The sequence below is a fragment of the Pseudomonas sp. NY15372 genome (genome assembly GCF_048068215.1).
GTDB lineage: Bacteria > Pseudomonadota > Gammaproteobacteria > Pseudomonadales > Pseudomonadaceae > Aquipseudomonas > Aquipseudomonas guariconensis_A.
On sequence record NZ_JBLUPY010000009.1, the window covers coordinates 1 to 19,312 of the forward strand.

The 19,312-nt window shown below is 60.5% G+C and carries 23 protein-coding genes, 2 tRNA genes and 2 pseudogenes; 14 read left to right on the plus strand and 13 right to left on the minus strand.

Features of this window, described 5'->3' with window-relative positions:
- From ACNFG0_RS09315 to ACNFG0_RS09345, 7 genes and pseudogenes are all read left to right on the plus strand, one after another.
- Nucleotides 1-912 (plus strand): annotated as a pseudogene (locus tag ACNFG0_RS09315) (hypothetical protein); the annotation flags it as partial.
- Between the two features lie 227 nt (nt 913-1,139).
- Nucleotides 1,140-1,673 carry a DUF6708 domain-containing protein gene (locus ACNFG0_RS09320; RefSeq protein ID WP_416764682.1) on the plus strand — a complete coding sequence of 178 codons (534 nt, stop codon included), beginning with the start codon at nt 1,140-1,142 and terminating at the stop codon, nt 1,671-1,673.
- Between the two features lie 125 nt (nt 1,674-1,798).
- Nucleotides 1,799-2,056, plus strand: a complete 258-nt coding sequence (locus ACNFG0_RS09325; protein WP_196143352.1) for a PAAR domain-containing protein — start codon at nt 1,799-1,801, stop codon at nt 2,054-2,056.
- An 89-nt stretch (nt 2,057-2,145) separates the two neighbouring features.
- Complete coding sequence (locus tag ACNFG0_RS09330) at nt 2,146-2,919, plus strand: hypothetical protein (protein ID WP_416764549.1); 774 nt, start codon at nt 2,146-2,148, stop codon at nt 2,917-2,919.
- Nucleotides 2,916-3,734 carry a DUF6708 domain-containing protein gene (locus ACNFG0_RS09335; protein WP_416764550.1) on the plus strand — a complete coding sequence of 273 codons (819 nt, stop codon included), beginning with the start codon at nt 2,916-2,918 and terminating at the stop codon, nt 3,732-3,734. Before ACNFG0_RS09330 ends, ACNFG0_RS09335 begins: the two co-directional genes overlap by 4 nt.
- Nucleotides 3,731-3,988 carry a PAAR domain-containing protein gene (locus tag ACNFG0_RS09340; protein WP_416764551.1) on the plus strand — a complete coding sequence of 86 codons (258 nt, stop codon included), beginning with the start codon at nt 3,731-3,733 and terminating at the stop codon, nt 3,986-3,988. The genes ACNFG0_RS09335 and ACNFG0_RS09340 overlap by 4 nt, the downstream gene beginning before the upstream one ends.
- A 266-nt stretch (nt 3,989-4,254) precedes the next feature.
- Nucleotides 4,255-4,410 (plus strand): annotated as a pseudogene (locus ACNFG0_RS09345) (hypothetical protein); the annotation flags it as partial.
- Nucleotides 4,411-4,752: 342 nt separating this feature from the next.
- Here ACNFG0_RS09345 and ACNFG0_RS09350 read toward each other — a convergent pair.
- The 9 genes from ACNFG0_RS09350 to ACNFG0_RS09390 form a co-directional block, all read right to left on the minus strand.
- Nucleotides 4,753-4,828 (minus strand) — tRNA-Gly (locus ACNFG0_RS09350).
- Nucleotides 4,829-4,892: 64 nt separating this feature from the next.
- Nucleotides 4,893-5,453 carry a CDP-diacylglycerol--glycerol-3-phosphate 3-phosphatidyltransferase gene (gene pgsA / locus ACNFG0_RS09355; RefSeq protein WP_196146864.1) on the minus strand — a complete coding sequence of 187 codons (561 nt, stop codon included), beginning with the start codon at nt 5,451-5,453 and terminating at the stop codon, nt 4,893-4,895.
- Between the two features lie 33 nt (nt 5,454-5,486).
- Nucleotides 5,487-7,310: an excinuclease ABC subunit UvrC gene (gene uvrC, locus ACNFG0_RS09360; RefSeq protein ID WP_196146863.1), complete on the minus strand. Its 1,824-nt coding sequence runs from the start codon at nt 7,308-7,310 to the stop codon at nt 5,487-5,489.
- Between the two features lie 6 nt (nt 7,311-7,316).
- The gene (gene uvrY, locus ACNFG0_RS09365; RefSeq protein ID WP_084855634.1) at nt 7,317-7,955 is read right to left on the minus strand and encodes a UvrY/SirA/GacA family response regulator transcription factor; all 639 of its coding nucleotides are present in this window, start codon (nt 7,953-7,955) and stop codon (nt 7,317-7,319) included.
- A gap of 58 nt (nt 7,956-8,013) precedes the next feature.
- Nucleotides 8,014-8,397: a helix-turn-helix domain-containing protein gene (locus ACNFG0_RS09370; protein WP_196154978.1), complete on the minus strand. Its 384-nt coding sequence runs from the start codon at nt 8,395-8,397 to the stop codon at nt 8,014-8,016.
- 143 nt (nt 8,398-8,540) lie between these two features.
- Nucleotides 8,541-8,975 carry a GNAT family N-acetyltransferase gene (locus ACNFG0_RS09375; RefSeq protein ID WP_196154979.1) on the minus strand — a complete coding sequence of 145 codons (435 nt, stop codon included), beginning with the start codon at nt 8,973-8,975 and terminating at the stop codon, nt 8,541-8,543.
- A 22-nt stretch (nt 8,976-8,997) separates the two neighbouring features.
- Entirely contained in the window at nt 8,998-9,384 is a 387-nt protein-coding gene (locus ACNFG0_RS09380) for a DUF488 domain-containing protein (RefSeq protein ID WP_416764552.1), read from the minus strand.
- A 322-nt stretch (nt 9,385-9,706) separates the two neighbouring features.
- Entirely contained in the window at nt 9,707-10,402 is a 696-nt protein-coding gene (locus ACNFG0_RS09385; RefSeq protein WP_196154981.1) for a glutathione S-transferase N-terminal domain-containing protein, read from the minus strand.
- A 75-nt stretch (nt 10,403-10,477) separates the two neighbouring features.
- Nucleotides 10,478-10,975, minus strand: a complete 498-nt coding sequence (locus ACNFG0_RS09390) for a PaaI family thioesterase (protein WP_416764553.1) — start codon at nt 10,973-10,975, stop codon at nt 10,478-10,480.
- 179 nt (nt 10,976-11,154) lie between these two features.
- On the opposite strand from ACNFG0_RS09390, the gene modA reads away from it, so the two are divergent.
- From modA to csrA, 5 genes are all read left to right on the plus strand, one after another.
- Nucleotides 11,155-11,913 (plus strand): molybdate ABC transporter substrate-binding protein, encoded by a 759-nt coding sequence (modA, locus tag ACNFG0_RS09395; protein ID WP_416764554.1) that lies wholly within the window; start codon nt 11,155-11,157, stop codon nt 11,911-11,913.
- A complete protein-coding gene (gene modB, locus ACNFG0_RS09400; RefSeq protein ID WP_196146856.1) occupies nt 11,913-12,593 on the plus strand; it encodes a molybdate ABC transporter permease subunit in 681 nt (226 codons plus the stop codon). The genes modA and modB overlap by 1 nt, the downstream gene beginning before the upstream one ends.
- 1 nt (nt 12,594) lies before the next feature.
- Entirely contained in the window at nt 12,595-13,683 is a 1,089-nt protein-coding gene (gene modC / locus ACNFG0_RS09405; protein ID WP_196146855.1) for a molybdenum ABC transporter ATP-binding protein, read from the plus strand.
- A gap of 57 nt (nt 13,684-13,740) precedes the next feature.
- A complete protein-coding gene (locus ACNFG0_RS09410) occupies nt 13,741-14,751 on the plus strand; it encodes a DNA topoisomerase IB (RefSeq protein WP_416764555.1) in 1,011 nt (336 codons plus the stop codon).
- 262 nt (nt 14,752-15,013) lie between these two features.
- Complete coding sequence (gene csrA / locus ACNFG0_RS09415) at nt 15,014-15,211, plus strand: carbon storage regulator CsrA (protein WP_043211735.1); 198 nt, start codon at nt 15,014-15,016, stop codon at nt 15,209-15,211.
- 64 nt (nt 15,212-15,275) lie between these two features.
- Here csrA and ACNFG0_RS09420 read toward each other — a convergent pair whose 3' ends face one another.
- The 4 genes from ACNFG0_RS09420 to ACNFG0_RS09435 form a co-directional block, all read right to left on the minus strand.
- Nucleotides 15,276-15,635 (minus strand): response regulator, encoded by a 360-nt coding sequence (locus tag ACNFG0_RS09420; protein WP_416764556.1) that lies wholly within the window; start codon nt 15,633-15,635, stop codon nt 15,276-15,278.
- Nucleotides 15,636-15,647: 12 nt separating this feature from the next.
- A complete protein-coding gene (locus tag ACNFG0_RS09425) occupies nt 15,648-17,093 on the minus strand; it encodes an ATPase domain-containing protein (RefSeq protein WP_416764557.1) in 1,446 nt (481 codons plus the stop codon).
- A gap of 6 nt (nt 17,094-17,099) precedes the next feature.
- Nucleotides 17,100-18,260: a two-component system sensor histidine kinase NtrB gene (locus ACNFG0_RS09430; protein WP_230381100.1), complete on the minus strand. Its 1,161-nt coding sequence runs from the start codon at nt 18,258-18,260 to the stop codon at nt 17,100-17,102.
- 82 nt (nt 18,261-18,342) lie between these two features.
- Nucleotides 18,343-18,627: a hypothetical protein gene (locus tag ACNFG0_RS09435; protein WP_196154986.1), complete on the minus strand. Its 285-nt coding sequence runs from the start codon at nt 18,625-18,627 to the stop codon at nt 18,343-18,345.
- A 101-nt stretch (nt 18,628-18,728) separates the two neighbouring features.
- On the opposite strand from ACNFG0_RS09435, the gene ACNFG0_RS09440 reads away from it, so the two are divergent.
- Both ACNFG0_RS09440 and ACNFG0_RS09445 read left to right on the plus strand, forming a co-directional pair.
- The gene (locus ACNFG0_RS09440; protein WP_196146850.1) at nt 18,729-18,941 is read left to right on the plus strand and encodes a hypothetical protein; all 213 of its coding nucleotides are present in this window, start codon (nt 18,729-18,731) and stop codon (nt 18,939-18,941) included.
- 108 nt (nt 18,942-19,049) lie between these two features.
- A tRNA-Leu gene (locus ACNFG0_RS09445) sits at nt 19,050-19,134 on the plus strand.
- Nucleotides 19,135-19,312 lie beyond the last annotated feature (178 nt).

The following is a 19,312-nucleotide window of genomic DNA, read 5'->3' on the forward strand; positions in this document are numbered from 1 at the left end:
CCGCAAAAGCTCATGGCTGCGCAAAATCCGACTGTTGGGTTTGGGGGGCAGATCGCCAAATTTGGCGGAGGTATTGCGGCGGCAGCTGGGTTGATGGATGCGGTGCAGTACAGATCTTCTGCCATTAGATCAAAAAAAAATGGGGATATTAATGCTAGCCGAGAATATTGGTTCGCCAGCTCGGCTGCCTCAGCATCAGCTCTGACTGGTATTTATGCATCTCTTGCAGGGAGTTCATTATTTGGCCCATTGGGTTTTGCACTTGTTTTGGGGGTGAGCGCATTTGCAGCTTCTAATTTAGCAAAACAAGAAGAATCAACATTAATGGAGTTGTGGGCGCGCTCCTGCAAATGGGGGGTGCCCGAGACCTATCGCCACTGGGTCAAGGCTAGCGATCTCGACGTAGCTATCAGCGCCTTGAATGCCGCAGCAATTGGCATGCAGGCTGATGTATCTGTCCAGGCGCGTTTTCTTCATGCCAGTAACATACATATATCCACACCAATTGGACTAGTCAATCCTAGTGACGCCGTCCCCATAGTTTTCACTCTAAAGTACAGTCTCCGACTTCCAAAATTCAGTCCGGCGCACTCTAGATATGAATGGCGTTTAGTTATTTATTCGACTGGCAGCAATGGAGGAAGCGCAACCCTATCAGGTGATAGTACAAACCCAGAGCGAACAACATTAGCGGATGCTTCGAATGGAAAGATACTCATCGACACCACCCAAACACAAGCGATCGTGCATCATGATAAAAAGAATCAAATCTTGCTCCTTCAGGGGGCACTACCACTGAATGACAATCACGGCATTAATGCTATCGAGCTGCTTCTGACGTACTGGCCAAACGAGCATGACGAAGCTTCAAGTGCGCAGCTGTTAGTTAGAGAAGATAAAATTGAATTATAAGGAAAGGTTCAATGAGTCGCCCACTTCTAACCCCCCCATGTATTGGATGGAAAGAGGATCTCCCTCCCCCCTGCGAGGTACCAAATCTAGAGGCAGCATTAGGTGATCAAACACCGAACCATCAGGATTCTGTGTATTTGGAAATCCCTAGAAATTTGCATCTTCTGCGAGACCTTAAATTGTTATTGGTTCTGCCCGTCCTGTACACAACATTTTATATACCAGGCATGATAATTGATAGTTTTCGCACCGACGACCTCGAATCTATTTTACTAGGCGTGCCGACTTTACTAATAGGCATCTGGAGCATAGCTTTCGGTCTCCGTATTAGTCTTTGCCCGCCGAGAGATGAACCTATTAGATTCAATCGAGCCAGAAATAAAATATATGCTTATAACTTTAAATTTCCTTGGTGGAATCCTTTCGGCAAATGGTACATACATACGGTGAGCTACGACTGGCCCAACGTCAGAGCAGAGCGTTGGGCACAAGGAAGCGGCTTCAAACGGGGCGTAATGCTTTCAATCGTAGAACCGGGCACCCACAATGTAATTGATCGTTTCTCTCTGACCCTTATGGGTGCCGATCAATATGCCTGGTCCTATATATGCGTCTACATGCAAGATGGCCCAGAAACGCTACCGCCACCGAACCCGCCACGGGATCATAATGATGTGCTTTGGTGCGAGATTACAAAACGCCTGGCGCCGAAGGTCGAATGGCCAGCGGAGATCGATAGGGAGTCGCGAACGGCGCCCTAATTATGGATTACCGCCCCAATACAAGAAATCTTCTCGTGTAGACAGTCCTTTACGAGACCTCTATCAAGCCAACTTTTCATATTTCACTAGCAAAACACTCACCTGTCCGGATATTGATACCTGATATGAAACCCATTGCCCTTGTTGGTCACCTCCACATCTGCCCGCTTCATGGAAAGGGCACTATCACCACTGGCGCGAGCGCTACATTCGTCAATGGCAAACCCATCGCCCGCGCCGGTGACGAAGTTAGCTGCGGAGCCATCATCGAAACTGGATCGGTAAGCACGCTAATCGAAGGTCACCCTGCTGCGCGGCAAGGAGACACGACAGACCATGGCGGAACAATTGTCGAAGGTGACGCCGACTGGCTCGTGGAATGAATCGGTCAAAGCTTCTACGGGTCTACGGTTTTCCTGCGACAAGCAGCCCAGCCCAACTGGTGCGCACCAGCTTCACAGGCCTGCGCGGAGTGATCGGCAGCTGGCAACTGCTGCTGGGGCTGGGTAGGCTCTATCTGTTCAGCGACAGCCTGGACAAGAACCTGGCGAAAGCGGAAACGGAGATTGGTGCCAAGTCGAAGGAAGCGCTACTGGCATTGCACGGAAGCCGGTTGGCGTTGCTGGGTGGGGGCGTGGAAGTGCTGGGGATTACCCTCCGGGAAGGTTTCAAGCATGCCTCGGCGTCTAGCTTTGCGAGCAGTGTTTTCAAGACAGGCCTATCGTTGGAGGCCTTCATAGGATTTGAAACACACAGATCCGATCCAATGAAAACTGGGAAAATCGGTGGATTAGTCAACTTGGCGTTAGATCAGAAAATCAGATTTAGTATCACCCTCCCTACATTCGACGAACATAGATCTGGGTACCGATGGTATGTAATTGTACATCGTCATGGAGATGGCCGGGGCTATAGCTACCGTGCGGGAGAGGTAGTCGCCAGCGAGGAATTTCAGGTACCGCCCGAATATATTGAACATTCGTGCACTGCAGAATTTAAGCCGTCTCGCCCCCAAAAACATATAGATTACAAACAAGACAAAACAACAATAGAAATCATCGATCGCGCATTCAAGCTAGAAAAAGGAGGCGAGTTAAGGCACAGGCATTTTTTCGGTGCAATTGAGCTTATTCCCGATATTGGTGCCCATAGCATTATCGCTGCTACGCTATCCATTGCATTTTGGCCAGATCGCAACACGCCAGCTGCTTACGCCAAAATGACAACGCTGGAATTGAATGAGTGAGCAAGAAAAAAGCCCCCCTTTCACCGCGACCGCGTGGCTGGAGGTATGACCTGCCTGCACACCATGAGGCTACTACACTTTACCAGCATTCAGAACATTTGCGGCCGCCACCCAATCATTATGATGACATCTATCTGGAACTATCGAGATCCTCAATACGGACCAGAGGCTTCTTCGTATGTACTGGGATTTTATTGTTTTCCATGATTGTCATCGGAGAGCTGTGGATATTCTATACATCCTTAATGGATTCCAGCTACGCAGACATTGACATGCTCATCATCCTTAGCGCATTTTTTGTTTTGCAGTGGTTGATACTACCCACTATACGCATGGATCTTGAGCTTCCTCGTGACGAGCCCATACGCTTCAATCGCCTTCGCCGAAAAGTGTACGTCTATCAGTACAAATATGATCATCTTCGAGTATTCAGCCGTCATCGCTGGGGAGTACAGCCAGAGGTCTATGACTGGGATGACTTGCATGCTGAAGCGTGTAGTGTCTATCTACCTATGGGGAACGGCGGCCTGATCGAGAACATCATCATTTCAGTCCGCAAACCCGGTACAGACGAAGTAATCGACCGGTTCTTCTTTTCCCATGATTGGGTGGAGGGGCAGGCATATTGGACCATTGCCCAGCTTTTCATGGAGCAGGGCCCTCAAGCCCTTCCGGAATTTGTCCATCCACCTAGGGATTGGAACAACGAGCCCACAGCCTTCGACTTCATTCCCCATTTCGCACCGAAGGTCCAATGGCCAGCAGAAATGGATCTTGAATCTCGTTCCGCACCTTTTTCAAGAGAGACATCATGAAACCCGTTGCACTCGTTGGCCACCAACATGAATGCCCCTTGCATGGCTCAGGCATCGTGGTAAGTGGCAGCAAGACCTACCAATTCAACGATAAAGCAGTTGCCTGCATAGGAGATCGAACCAGCTGCGGCGCTATTATCATCGAGGGCTCCATGAATTATCAAATAAATGGAAAGCCTGTGGCACGACAGGGCGATCATACGGACCATGGTGGGGTACTGATTGTAGGTGATACTGGCTGGCTGCTCGAGTGAAAAAACTTACCCCTTCGAAACGCAAACTTGACCTGCACGCCATTTATAATCGTACTACTTATTTTTACCTCTCCAATCATGATTAAAACCAGCCTTCACAGCAATAGCCATGAACCACTAATAATTAGCATATAATCCATTTTAATCGGAGTATGGACTGTAGCGCTGGGGCTTAGGTTTTCATTATCCTTGAGTCAGGTATCAATAAGGTAATTGATCGCTTTCCGTTGAGCAGCATGGGGCTGGATTAAGCCGTCTGGACGTATGTTTGTACCTACATGCAAGAAGGCCCGACGAACCTGCCATTGCCGAACCCGCCACTGGACCATAACGATGTACTTTGGTGCGACATTGCAAAACGCCTAGCGCCGAAGGTCGAATGGCCAGCGGAGATCGATAGGGAGTCGCGAACAGCGCCCTAGTTATGGCCCATTGGCACAACCACGAGACCGGTTGGCATGGCGGCGCAGCCATCGCGGGACAAGCCCGCTCCCACAGAGGGGGCGGCGCTAGCCGCTAGTTATCTGCGCGACGGCGCAGCCCAAAGGGCTGGGTGATCTCCCACAGGGGCTCGGGATTCTTGAAGTGGCCACAGACCTGTGGGAGCGGGCTTGTCCCGCGATGGGGCGCTATGCGGTATCAAGCGTCGCCACCGCCCTGCCCCTGGTGTACAAGCGCCTGGCTCGCGGCAAATCGCAGGCACAAAAAAAGAGGCCCTGAGGCCTCTTTTTCGGTGACCCTACAAAAACTTGAAGGATCGAATCTGGAGCGGGAAACGAGACTCGAACTCGCGACCCCGACCTTGGCAAGGTCGTGCTCTACCAACTGAGCTATTCCCGCGTCGTGATGGCTGCCATTTTAGCGATATGCCAAACGACGTCAACCCCTTGATTCAAAAAAACTTTTACTTCTGCTCGGTGCCTTCGCGCAAGTGCGGCCAGGCAGCGACCAGGTAGTGGACCATCGACCACAGGGTCAGGCCTGCCGCGACCAGCAACAGCGCATAACCGAGCACCACCCAGGCGTTGAGTACCGGCGGGTTGGCCAGCAGGATCACCAGCGCCAGCATCTGCGCGGCGGTTTTCCATTTGCCGAGGTTGGAGACCGCCACATGCGCACGCGCCCCAAGCTCGGCCATCCACTCACGCAGGGCCGAGACGACAATCTCGCGGCCGATGATCACCGCAGCCGGCAGGGTCAGCCAGAAGTTGGCGTGCACCTGCACCAGCAACACCAAGGCCACCGCGACCATGAGTTTGTCGGCCACCGGGTCGAGGAAGGCGCCGAAGGGCGTGCTCTGCTGCAGACGTCGGGCCAGGTAGCCGTCGAGCCAGTCGGTTGCCGCAGCGATGGCGAACACCGTGCTGGCGGCGATGTAGCTCCAGTGATAGGGCACATAGAACAGCAGGATGAAGATCGGGATGAGCAGGACGCGAAGAACGGTGAGCAGGTTTGGAATATTCATCGGCACGACTGGCTGCAGGTTGAGGGTGGCATTCTACTCGCTATGCAGGCTGGCATAAATCGACTCGGCAAGCTTTTTACTGATACCGGGCGCCTTGGCAATTTCGTCGATACTGGCGCGGTTGAGCTCCTGCAGACCGCCGAAATGTTTCAGCAGGTCGCGGCGGCGCTTGGGCCCTACCCCGGCGACATCCTCCAGGCTCGAAGTCCGCCGGGCCTTGCCGCGGCGGGCACGGTGCCCGGTGATGGCGAAGCGGTGAGCTTCGTCACGGATCTGCTGGATCAGGTGCAGCGCCGGGGAGTCGCCCTTGAGGGTGAACTCATGGGCCACGTCATTGAGGTAAAGGGTTTCGAAACCGGCCTTGCGCGTCACGCCCTTGGCTACGCCGAGCAGGGTCAGGTCGGTTAGGGCCAGCTCCTGCATGACTTCACGCGCCATGTTCAGCTGGCCCTTGCCGCCGTCCACCAAAAGCACGTCCGGCAGCTTGCCCTCGCCGTCCTTGATGCGGCCGAAGCGCCGGGTCAGGGCCTGGTGCATGGCGGCATAGTCGTCGCCGGCGGTCACGCCCTCGATGTTGAAACGGCGGTAGTCGGACTTGAGCGGCCCTTCGGGGCCGAACACCACGCAGCTGGCCACGGTGGCCTCGCCGCTGGAGTGGCTGATGTCATAGCACTCCAGACGCTGGGGCACCTCGTCCAGGCCCAGCACCTGGGCCAGGGCCTCGAAGCGAGCGGCCATGTGCTGGCGGTTGGCCAGGCGGGCGTTAAGGGCTTGCTCGGCGTTGGTCACGGCCAGTTGCTGCCAACGTGCCCGCGTGCCGCGCACCCGGTGGCTGATGGCCAGCTCACGACCACGTAGGGTCTGCACGGCCTCGGTGATGGCGGCGAAGTCCTCGTGGGTGACGTTGACGATCAGTTCGCCCGGCAATTCGCGCTCGGCGTTGCCCAGGTAGTACTGCGACAGGAACGCGGCCATCACCTCGGCCACCTCTTCCTCGATGCCCACCTGGGGGAAGAAGTTCTTGCTGCCCAGCACTCGCCCGCCACGCACGCTGATCAGGTGCACGCAGGCGCCGCCCGGGTTGACGAAAGCCGCTACCACGTCGACGTCGCCCGAACCGCCTTCCATGTACTGCTGGTCCTGGACGCGGCGCAGCAAGGCGATCTGGTCGCGCAACTCGGCCGCCCGTTCGAAGTTCAGGGCCATGGCGGCCTTTTCCATCTCGGCATTGAGCTCGTTGCCCAACTGCTGGCTACGGCCTTCGAGGAACATCACCGAGTGGCGTACATCCTCGGCGTACTCCTCTGGCGACACCAGCCCTACGCATGGGCCCTTGCAGCGCTTGATCTGGTATTGCAGGCAAGGCCGGGTGCGGTTGGCGTAGTAGCTGTCCTCGCACTGGCGCACGGAGAAGGCCTTTTGCAGCAGGCTCAGGCTTTCGCGGATGGCTCCGGCGCTGGGGTATGGGCCGAAGTAGCGCCCCTTGGCTTTCTTGGCGCCGCGGTGAATGCCCAGGCGTGGGAACTCGCCGTCAGACAAAAACACGTAAGGGTAGGATTTGTCGTCGCGCAGCAGGATGTTGTAAGGCGGCCGCCATTCCTTGATCAGCGTCTGCTCCAGCAGCAGCGCCTCGGTCTCGTTGGCGGTGATGGTGGTCTCGACCTGGGCGATGCGCCCCACCAGTGCGGCGGTCTTGGGCGCCAGGCCGGTCTTGCGGAAATAGCTGGCCAGGCGCTTCTTGAGGTTCTTGGCCTTGCCCACGTAGAGCAGCCGCGCCTCGGCGTCGAACATTCGGTAGACACCTGGGCGACCGCTGCAGGTCGCCAGGAAGGCGCTGGCATCGAAGAGTTGTGACATGAAGATCTACAGGTTCGCGTCAACCATACCGTGGCGAACGGCCAGCAAGGTCAGTTCGACGTCGCTGGTGACCGAGAGTTTTTCGAAGATCCGATAACGGTAAGTATTGACGGTCTTGGGCGACAGGCACAACTTGTCCGAGATGATCTGTACCTTCTGGCAGCCGACGATCATCAAGGCGATCTGGATCTCCCGCTCCGACAGTGCGTCGAACGGCGAGCCCTGGGGCTGGAACGACTTGAGCGCCAGCTGCTGGGCGATCTGCGGGCTGATGTAGCGCTGCCCGGCGAAGGTCAGGCGGATGGCCTGGACCATTTCGTCCAGGCCCGCGCCCTTGGTCAGGTAGCCGGCAGCGCCAGCCTGCATCAGGCGCGTGGGGAACGGGTCGTCCTCGCACACGGTTACCGCGACTACCTTGATGTCCGGATGGCTGCGCAACAGCTTGCGGGTCGCCTCCAGGCCGCCGATCCCTGGCATTTTCACGTCCATGAGGACTACGTCCGGCTTCAGCTCGCGAGCCAGCTTGAGCGCCGACTCGCCGGAATCCGCCTCACCTACTACTTGCAAGCCGTCGATATCGGCCAACATGCGGGTGATGCCGGTACGCACCAGATCGTGATCATCGACCACCAAGACCCTAATCAAGCAGACACCTCGTCAATGGGGCGATTGGATCCCGCCACCTTAACAAAATTTCTCGCCGCTAACCTAGTTCGAAAAGCGCCTGCCGGTCCATCTTGCGCATTCTCGGCGTTTCGCGCTCCCCTCCTTCACCGGCCAGGCGATTCAACACATGCCGCACGGCGGCCTGGTCCGCCTCGGACAGGCGGCGGAAAATCCCCAGCAGGCGGTCTTCTTCGAGGGTAAGGCTGGCCAAGGGCGCCGGGGTGTGCACGCCGCTGAGCACATAGAGCGCATCCACGCCTCGGCTCGCCAAGGCAGCCAGGTAATCGACCCGGGGGGTGCGCTCGCCGCTTTCATACTTGCCCTGAGCGTTGGGTTCGACGCCGCCGATATCGCCGAACACCCGCTGGGTCAGCCCCAGACGCTCACGTTCCTCCCGCAGGCGCGGGCCAAATCCATTCATTCGACTCCCTTCCTCTTGTCCTTTGACTACGATGCCGGTGCGACCTTCGAGTGAATGGTCGGCAACCCAGATGGCACTATGCCTTTTAGGATCCAATCCGCGCAAGCCATCGTTGCGCTATCAGTCAGAAATTGCCCGACTGGTCAGCTACCCATCGCGCGCTGCATCCGGACGAAGCATTCGTCCTCGCCCATTTCGACGAAACCATGCCGGCTATAGAGCGCACGGGCCGGGTTGGTCCGAAACACCATCAGCCGCAGCAATGGCAGATGCCGCTGCGCCGTCCAGCCGGCGAGGGTCTCCAGCACCCAGCTCCCTACACCACGACCACGGTACTCGGGTAACAGGTGCAGCTCGCGGATGAACAAAGCCTGGCGGTCCTGGCTGAGGCTGCAGTAACCCAGCAGGCGCTCCCCTTCGGTGACCAACCATTGCTCGCGCCAGTGCCAGGCCTCGTCGAAGGCTTCCTCGATCCACAGCAGGTCGAACTCGCGGTAATACGGCAGCATGGCCCGCCGGGTCAGGTCCCGCGCGAAGGTGCAATGCGCGTCGCTGGCCGGGCTCAGTTCAAGGGGCATCGGCGGCGTTCTCCGGTAACGGCTATTGGGCGTAGCACACGGGCGAGCTGCCCGGGCCACGACGCTCCAGCTCGTCCTCCAGCCAGGCGGCCAGCACCTGGGCATTGTTGTGCTCGGTGTCCTTGCCGGCATACAGCAGGGTCAGGGTGCCCTTGGCGGCGAGGTCCAACAGTGGGTACCAATGCTCGGGATGGGCGGCCAGCTCCTGCTGGTAGCGTTCGGTGAAGCCGGAAAAATCCACCTCGCCATGGTGAAACGCCTTGCGCAATGCATCGGAAGGCGCCACTTCCTTCAGCCAGTGGCCGTGCAGGTCCTCCTTGCGCTTGTTGCGCGGCCACAGGCGATCGACCAGCACCCGCTGGCCATCGCCGTCCTCGACCGGGTCATAGACACGCTTGCAGCGGATCATCGTGTTCTCCTGGAGCATTGTTTCCTGACAAGCCTAGGGCGAACATTGACCGAGGTCACGCGCAAGCGTGGGTTACGAGGCGAATTGTGCTGGGTCGGGTGGAAGGGAAAGACAGCTGGCTCCCACGAGGCCTGCGCTGTTTTCAGAGACACCGCCGTACCTGTGGGAGCCGGCTTGTCCCGCGATCAAGGGCGAAGCCCTTGCCAGGCGACGGTGATATCGGGCCAGGCCCAATCGCGGGACAAGCCCGCTCCCACAAGGACCTGCAAACTCAAATAGTTATGCGTTGTTCTATGAGAGCGGGTTTACCCCCGGCCAGGGCTCAGCCTGGGATCTTCAGGCCTCGCTGCACGGCAGGCCGTGCGAGGAAGCTGGCGAGCACCCGCTGGACTTCCTTGAACTCGTCGAAACGCACCAGTTCCCGGGCGTTATAGCGCTCCACCAGATTGCGCACCCAGGGGAAGATGGCGATGTCGGCGATGCTGTATTCGCCCACCATCCATTCTCGGCCAGCCAGGTGCCGGTCGAGCACGCCCAGCAGGCGCCTCGACTCGTTGACGTAGCGGTCTCGCGGGCGCTTGTCCTCGTACTCCTTGCCGGCGAAGAAATGGAAGAAGCCCACTTGGCCGAACATCGGCCCGATGCCGCCCATCTGGAACATCAGCCACTGCATCGTCTGGTAGCGGGTCGCCGGGTCCTGGCTGAGCAATTGGCCGGTCTTCTCGGCCAGGTACTGCAGGATCGCCCCGGACTCGAACAACGGCAGCGGCTGGCCGCCCGGCCCGTTGGGGTCGAGGATGGCGGGAATCTTGTTGTTCGCACTCAGGGAGATGAACTCGGGGCTCATCTGCTCGTCGTTGTCGAAACTGACCTTGTGCACCTCATAGGCCAGGCCGATCTCTTCCAGCATGATCGACACCTTGACCCCGTTGGGAGTGGGCAATGAGTACAGCTGCAGGCGCTCGGGATGCTGCGCCGGCCATTTGCGGGTAATGGGGAATGCGCTGAGATCGGTCATGGTCAACCCTTGGGAAAATGGAGAGGTATCACTCTAGAGACACCCCGGCGCATCGGCCACTTCCCCTGAACACCATCACGCCTGGCTGTGGGCCTTGAGTTTGAGTTTCTCGGTATCCACCCGAACGAACAGCGAGTCGGCGGTGACGGTCAGCACGTCACCTGCCCATACCTCGCAGATGACCCGGCTCTTGCGCCCTACCTCACCTTCCACCCGGGCCTTGAGCAGCAACTCGACGCCCATCGGGGTGGGCTTGAGGTAGGTCAGGTTGAGCGTGCCGGTGACGCAGTCGATACGCGGCAGGCTGCCCGGCTCGCGGCCTTCGGCACGGTAGTGGTAGGCCATGGCGGTCCAGTTGGAGTGGCAGTCCACCAGCATGGCCAGCAAGCCGCCGTAGACCAAGCCCGGCCAACCGATGAAGCCGCTGTCGGGGGAATGCCGGCACAGCAGGTGGATGCCGTCGGTGTCCCAGTGGCTTTTCAGGTGCAGGCCGCTGGGATGGGAGCAGCCGCAGCCGAAGCAGGTGCCTTCCGGGGCCGCCAGCTCCTGCAGGGAGAGTGCTTGTTCGTTCATACGCTTCCTGTGCTTGTTGAAATGGGAAGGACGTCGCCGCCGATGGTAGCGCCCTGCCCTGCACCCGCCAATGCCCTTTCCCGCCGAGCTGTCCCTGACCCTGCCGCCCCTTCCCGGCCGGCACTCAATCGCTATATAGTTAACGCCATAACGATACCCACCCAACAGGGACCCTCCCCATGCGCATCCGCCTACCGTTCCTGGCTTACACTGCCTTGGCCAGCCTGATCATCTGCAACAGCGCCTGGGCCGATGAGGTCCAAGTGGCTGTGGCGGCCAACTTTACAGCGCCCATCCAGGCCATCGCCAAGGCCTTCGAGCTGGACACCGGCCACAAACTGGTCGCCGCCTATGGCGCCACGGGCCAGTTCTATGCGCAGATCAGCAACGGCGCACCGTTCGAAGTCTTCCTTGCTGCCGATGACATCACCCCGGCCAAGCTGGAGCAGGAAAAACGTATCGTTCCCGGCTCCCGCTTCACCTATGCCATCGGCACCTTGGCGCTGTGGTCGGCCAAGCCCGGCTATGTGGATGCCCAAGGCGCCATCCTGAAGACTGGCAACTACCGGCACCTGTCCATCGCCAATCCCAAGACCGCGCCCTATGGCCTGGCCGCCACCCAGGTGCTCGACAAGCTCGGCCTTGCCGAAACCACCCGGCCCAAGCTGGTCGAAGGCCAGAACATCACCCAGGCGTTCCAGTTCGTCTCCACCGGCAATGCCGAACTGGGCTTCGTGGCGCTGTCGCAGGTGTACAAGGATGGCAAGGTGCAACGCGGCTCGGCTTGGGTCGTTCCGGCGCAGTTGCACGAGCCCATCCGCCAGGATGCGGTGATCCTCGACAAAGGCAAGGACAACCCGGCCGCCAAGGCCCTGGTCGAGTTCCTCAAGGGCCCCAAGGCGGCCGCGGTGATCAAGTCCTACGGGTATGAGATCTGATGCCACTGGATGCCACTGACCTGGGTGCGATCTGGCTGACGCTGAAGCTGGCCAGCCTGACCACCTTGATCCTGTTGGTACTGGGCACGCCGATCGCCTGGTGGCTGGCGCGCACCCGTTCGTGGCTGCGCGGCCCAATCGGAGCCGTGGTGGCCTTGCCTCTGGTGCTGCCGCCGACCGTGATCGGCTTCTATCTGCTGATCGCCCTCGGCCCCCACGGCTGGATCGGCCAAGCGACCCAGGCCTTGGGCCTGGGCAGCATGGTGTTCAGCTTCGCAGGGCTGGTGATCGGCTCGGTAGTGTATTCCATGCCGTTCGTGGTGCAGCCCTTGCAGAACGCCTTCAGCGCCATCGGCGAGCGGCCGCTGGAAGTGGCCGCGACCCTGCGCGCCAGCCCCTGGGATACGTTCATCCATGTAGTACTGCCGCTGGCCAGACCCGGCTTCGTCACTGCCAGCATCCTGGGCTTCGCCCATACCGTGGGCGAGTTCGGCGTGGTGTTGATGATTGGCGGCAACATCCCCGACAAGACCCGCGTGGTCTCGGTACAGATCTTCGATCACGTCGAGGCCATGGCCTACCCGCAGGCCCACTGGCTGGCCGGTGTCATGCTGGTGTTCTCGTTCCTGGTACTGCTGATGCTCCACGCCGGGCGCCGTGGCAAGGCGGGGTGGAGCTGACATGCGCCCCTCGATCCTGGCGCGCCTGAACCTGGCGCGCGGCGACTTCACCCTGGATGTCGACCTGCAGTTGCCCGGGCGTGGCGTCAGCGCGCTGTTCGGCCACTCCGGCTCGGGCAAGACCTCCTGCCTGCGCTGCCTGGCCGGGCTGGAGCGAGCCGATGGCTATATCGAGATCAACGGCGACGTCTGGCAAGACAGCGCCAGTGGCTTTTTCCTGGCACCGCACAAACGGCCGCTGGGCTATGTCTTCCAGGAAGCCAGCCTGTTCCCGCACCTGTCGGTGCGCGGCAACCTGGAGTTCGGCTGGCGGCGCATCGCCCAGGGCGAACGCAAGGTCAGCCTGGCCCATGCCTGCGACCTGCTGGGCATCGGCGAGCTGCTCGAACGCCAGCCGGCGACGCTGTCGGGCGGCGAAGCGCAACGGGTCGGCATCGCCCGCGCCTTGCTCACCAGCCCACGCCTGCTGCTGATGGACGAGCCGCTGGCGGCCTTGGACGCGCCGCGCAAACGCGAAATCCTGCCCTACCTGGAACGCTTGCATGACGAACTGGAGATCCCGCTGGTCTACGTCAGCCATGCCCAGGATGAAGTGGCCCGCCTGGCCGACCATCTGGTGTTGCTGGAGCAAGGCCGCGCCCTGGCCAGCGGCTCGGTCGGCGAGACCCTGGCACGCTTGGACCTGCCCCTGGCCCAGGGCGAGGACGCCGGCGTGGTGCTCGAAGGTGTAGTCGTGGGCCACGATGCGCACTACCACTTGTTCGACGTGCGCCTGCAAGGCTGCGAAGGCCCGCTGCTGCGCATCGCCCACCCCACGCTCACCCACGGCAGCTCCCTGCGTCTGAAAGTGCAGGCCCGCGACGTGAGCCTGGCGCTGGATGCCGACACCGCGTCCAGCATCCTCAACCGCCTGCCGGTGCGTGTCCGCGAATGCCGCCCCGCGGACAACCCAGCGCACGTTCTGGTGAGCCTCGACGCGGCCGGCAGCCCGTTGCTGGCGCGTATCACCCGCTATTCGGCCGACCATCTCGGCCTGCACCCCGGCCAAGCCCTGTGGGCGCAGATCAAGTCGGTGGCGCTGCTGGGCTGAGCAATGGCCAGGCAGCCGTTGTCCATTGATCTGTGACCGTTCGATGGACCACCGCCCATGTTCGATTGCCCGCTGCCTCCGGCGCTTCATTATGTAGACGACAGCCAGCCCGGCCTGAGCCGACGCCGCTGGCGCGACCGCTTTCATTACTTCGACACCGAAGGCCAGCGCATACGCGACGCCCAGACTCTCGCCCGCATCGCCGCCCTGGCGATACCACCGGCCTACACCCAGGTATGGATCTGCCCCGACCCCCAGGGCCATCTGCAAGCCACTGGCCGCGATGCACGCGGGCGCAAGCAGTATCGCTACCACCCACAATGGCGGGCGCTGCGCGATCAGCACAAGTATGACCGCATGCTGGCCTTCGCCCAGGTGCTGCCCGGCCTGCGTCGGCAACTGGAACAGCACCTGGCGCGACCTGGCCTGGACCGGGAGAAGGTCATGGCCCTGGTGGTCAGCCTGCTCGACAGCACCTTGATCCGCATTGGCAACCGGCAATACCTGAAAGAGAACAATTCCTACGGGTTGACCACCCTGCGCAACCGCCATGTAAGTGTCCAGGGCAGTACCATACGCTTCCAGTTCCGGGGCAAACGGGGCGTCGAGCACAACGTCAGCCTGCGTGACCGGCGCCTGGCACGGCTTATCAAGCGTTGCCTGGAGTTACCCGGGCAAACGCTCTTCCAGTACCTGGACGAAAACGGCCAGCGTCACGCGGTGGGCTCGAGCGAGGTGAACCAGTTCCTGCAGCAGCTGACCGGTGCCGACTTCACCGCCAAGGACTACCGCACCTGGGCGGGCAGCGTCCTGGCCCTGGACCTGCTGCGCCCCCTGGCCTGGGAGCCGGAAAGCGAAGCTCGGCGCCAGGTCGCGGCGACTGTCCGGCAGGTGGCCACGCGCCTGGGCAATACACCGGCAGTCTGTCGGCGCTGCTACATTCACCCCGCCGTGCTCGACCATTACCAGCAGGGCCGGCTGGCTGCCTTGCCACGGATCAAGGCTCGCCGGGGACTGGAGCCTGAGGAAGCGTCATTGCTACTTTTCCTACAGGCGCTAACGAAATAAACGCTTATTGTATTGCTCTATTTACGCTATCTAGCAGAGAAATTTCCCATCTGGACGCCAGCCCCCTATCCTTGCCATCGAGCGCCTTCGCTGTACGACCCTACGGTCGGTTTCGGCACCTGCGACTGAAGACAAGTAACAGAATTTATCTGCAGGGGAATTACTCTTCGCCGAAAGCGTCTTTAATGAGAAGGAAGAGGGACCCGCTCCCGCCGCTGCGGTAACAGGCCGCGCGGACTACACCATCACCAAGGAGAACTACATGCTGATACTCACCCGCAAGGTTGGCGAAAGCATCGTCATCGACGATGACATCAAAGTCACCATTCTGGGAGTCAAAGGGATGCAAGTGAGGATCGGTATCGATGCGCCAAAGGATGTCCAGGTCCATCGCGAAGAGATCTTCAAACGCATCCAAGCGGGCAACCCTGCCCCGGAGAAAAACGACGACCAGCACTGACCTTCCTTGCCTCGAGCCGCACGGATGCGCTTGACCGATCGACCCGCCCACGCGGGGTAGCGCCTCAGGTGTCCAGCAATTCGCGCACCTTGGCGATCATCCTGTCCATGTCGAACGGCTTGTCGAATACCGCGACGAACAACTCGGGGCAAATACGCCCCTGGTTGGCCTGCGCGCCGCTCATGAGAATCACCGGCAAGTCTGCCAGCTGCAGTTCTTCGCGGATTGCCCTGGCCAGCTCCTCGCCATTGAGCAAGGGCATCATGTAGTCGGTGATCACCAACTCCACACGCTTTTCCTTCAGCGCATCCAGGGCCTTGTGGCCGTTGCTCGCCTTTTCCACCAGAAAGCCTTCGTCCTCCAGGGCGAACCCAAGGATATCGGCTATCAGGTATTCGTCATCGACGATCAGGATCGTATTCATCGCCCTATACCATCAGTCGCTCCCCGTAGGTACGGGTGTGCCGGAGAGCACCCCGCTGGCACCTTCGAAGGCCTTGCGCAGGAAAATGCCCTGCGGGCCCATGCACAACTCGTGCAACGCCGGGTCGTGATGGCTGTCGCGTACTTTGAGCACCGAAACCATGCGTCGCAGGCGGGAGTCCAGCTCGACGAAACGCATCAGCAGCAGGTTATCGACGATGCTCGAAAGGTCCGGGGCAGGCGCGGTGATCTCGGAGCCGAAGATATCGCGCATTTCCCAGGTCGCCAGCACGCTGACGTCCCGCGCCCGCAACTCGCCCATCAAGGCGCGGAAGAAGGCATTGAGCCGGGCCGGGTCGACAGCCAGGCGGCTGAAGGCGCCCAGGCTGTCGATCACCACCCGCTGCGCCCCCAGCAACTCGACACGGTGAAGCAAATGCGCGCCAAGTTGGTCGAGCAGCCCCTCGGTGGTGGTCTGCCAGCACAGCTCCAGGGCGTTCTCGCGCTCGAGGCGGGCAAAGTCGTACCCCAGCGCCGTGGCTTTCAGGCCCAGCCGGGCAGGTGTTTCGTAGAAGCCGAAATGCAGGCCCGGCGCCTGAGCGGTCGAAGCGGACAAAAACGCCAAGCCCAGGGAGGTCTTGCCGATGCCCGATGGCCCCATGACCAGGCTTACCGACCCCTTGGCCACGCCGCCGCCGAGTATCTCGTCGAGCGTGGCGCTGCCGGTGGAAACCCGGCTGAACGTATCCGAGCCCGGTTGACTGGGGTGGCTGTACAGCGCCTCCAGGCGCGGGTAGACCTGCAGACCGCCCTGGTCGATCAGGCATTCATGCAGGCCGGACAAGGCGCCACTCCCCCGGGTCTTGCGCAGCTGGACCTGGCGCACCGCACGGCTGCCCACCAACTGTTCGCTCAGTTCGATCACACCATCGACCATGGTGTGCTCAGGGCTGCCTTCCTGTAGCCTGGCACTGGTCAGCAATAGCACGGTGCAGCCGGCGAATGCGGCGTGCCCCTGCAGCTCCGAGACGAATTTCTTGGTATCGAGGCTGGTTTCCGCGCGCACACGGGCATTGAGCAGGCCATCGACGATCAACAGGCTGGCTTGCTGACGGGCGATTTCCTGGCGCAACAACCGCACCACCGCTTCCAGGCCTTCCTGCTCGAGGGTGTCGAATGCGCTGACGAACTGGATCTGGTCACCGACCAGGGCCGGGTCGAAGAATGCCAGGGTAGACAGGTACTGGAACAAGCGCTCGTGGGACTCGCTGAGCAACGTCGCCACCAGCACCCGCCCGCCACTTCGAACATGGCCAAAGGCAAGCTGGTTGGCCAGGATGGTCTTACCCGCCCCTGGCGGCCCCTGGACGATATAGGACGCCCCCGCCAACAGGCCGCCTTTGAGCAGCATATCCAGCCCTTCGATGCCCGTCACCAGTCTTTTTAGTGGTTCTGCCATGAGTCGTTACTCGTTGTGTTCGACGTCGGTGGCGCCTGGGCTGGCGGGCAGGTAGAGGGTCATGCAAGTCCCCTCGCCCACTTGGCTGGCCACGCAGATAGCGCCGTTGCTCTGCCTGGCGAATCCATAGGCCTGGCTCAGGCCAAGGCCGGTACCCTTGCCAAAGGGCTTGGTGGTGAAAAACGGCTCGAAGATGCGCGGCAATACCTTAGGGTCGATGCCTTCGCCGGTGTCCTGCACATCGAAGCGCACGAAACGCCCGTGCAGGCCTTCCACCTCGCCGGCCAGTTCGACGCAGCTCACCTCCAGCAGGATGCGCCCTTCGTTGTCGATGGCATCCCGGGCATTGAACAGCAGGTTGAGCAGCACCATCTGCAACTGGGCGACATCCACCTCGATCAACGGCAAGTCGGGCTGCAGGCGTTCTTGCAACTCGATGCCCGGCGGCAGCCCATGCTGCAGAAGACCACGGGTGGAGTCGATCAGTTCAGCCGGGGCGACGCGTACGCCACTCAGTTGCCGATGGCGGGCGAACGTCAGCAGTTGCCGGGTGAGCTGGGTACCCCGCTCGCCGGCGCTGACGATATGCTCGAGCAGCCGCCGGACCCGCTGCAGGTCCTGGCTACCGTGGGCCAGCCGGGCGGCACCGAGGATGATGGTCAGCAGGTTGTTGAAATCATGGGCCAGGCCGCCGGTGAGCTGGCCCAGGGCTTCGAGCTTCTGGGCCTGGAACAGTTGGGCGCGGATGGCATCGAGCTGCAGCGACGATTCTCGGCGGTCGGTGATGTCGCGGGTTACCTTGGCCAGGCCAACGATCTGCCCGTTCTCGTCACGAATCACATCCAGGGCCGCCAGCGCCCAGAACTGGCTGCCGTCCTTGCGCACGCGCCAGCCTTCGTCCTGGGCCACACCTTGCTCCAAGGCCTGGCGCAGTAGCTTCTGCGGGCGGCCATCGGCACGGTCCTGGGGAGTGAAGAACAACGAGAAGTGTTGGCCGATGATCTCGTCGGCGCGGTAACCCTTGATCCGCTCGGCGCCCGCGTTCCAAGACACCACCATCCCCGAGGGGTCGAGCATGTAGATGGCGTAGTCCACGACAGACTGAACCAACTGCTCGTAGCGGTTGGGTGGCATTTCCGGGCGGGAGGGACTGTCGGGTAAAACCATGCAAGCTCCGCGGGCACTACCAGGGCCACCCACTGAGCGTAGCCAAAAGTCCCGGTCTCTCATAGCGCCGAGTGCAGATTCGTCAGGTGTCCCGCTCGATCACCTTGGGTCCGAGACGCCGCGGCATGGCGACCTTGAGCAGCCAGAGGCAGACCAGCACGATCCCCGCGCCGCCCGCCAGCGCCAGGGTGCGCTGCGGCTGTGGGTGCAAGCCATCGAAGCCCAGCATCAGCAGGTAGCCCCCCAGTGATGCCAGGCTCAGGTAGAGAAAGATGCCCAGTAAGTAGACCTGGGCGAACAGCAATCGCCAGAACAGTTTGGGCCGCACGATGCGGGGGTTTGCGCCTGGAGGCGTCACGGAGATCATTCCTAGTGCTCATTGGATCCAATGGCTGGAACAGTGGCTTAATGACAGCAATGTGTCAATTACCCTATAGTCCACGAGCCGCTGATCAGCCAAGGAAGACCATGCCCGCCAACTATCGAATGCAGTGCATGCAGGAGGACCTGCAGCGCACGGCCGCGCAGCTTGAAGAGGTCTGCCACGGGCTCGCCGGCCATGTCCGGTACCTGCACCACACGATGCATGGCAGCGATGCCAAGGCGATGGACGGCCATGCCCAAAGCCTGCTCGCCTCAGCCTTGGAGCTGCGTGAAGTCGCCAAGTCGATTACTCCCTGAAACAAGGGGTACGGTTGACTCGTCTATAACGATGGGTTATAAAGCGCGCTTGATTGTCAGGCCCTTCCCCCCTAGGAAGCGCGCCGGTCGCAAGACCCTTTCATGCGTGCGAGTGTGGTGGAATTGGTATACACAGCAGACTTAAAATCTGTCGGCGTGAGCCTTGCGGGTTCGAGTCCCGCCACTCGCACCATCTCATTCTGAAAAGGCGCCTGGTGGCGCCTTTTTTATTGGTGCCAACATTCCCACCTTCATGGCAAGGGCTTCGCCCTTGATCGCGGAGCAAGTCGGACCGCCGCGCCGCCGCTGCCACAGGGGCAGCGTGATTTCAGGGCCGAGGGACAAACCTGGCGGGCAATCTCACAGCGAAA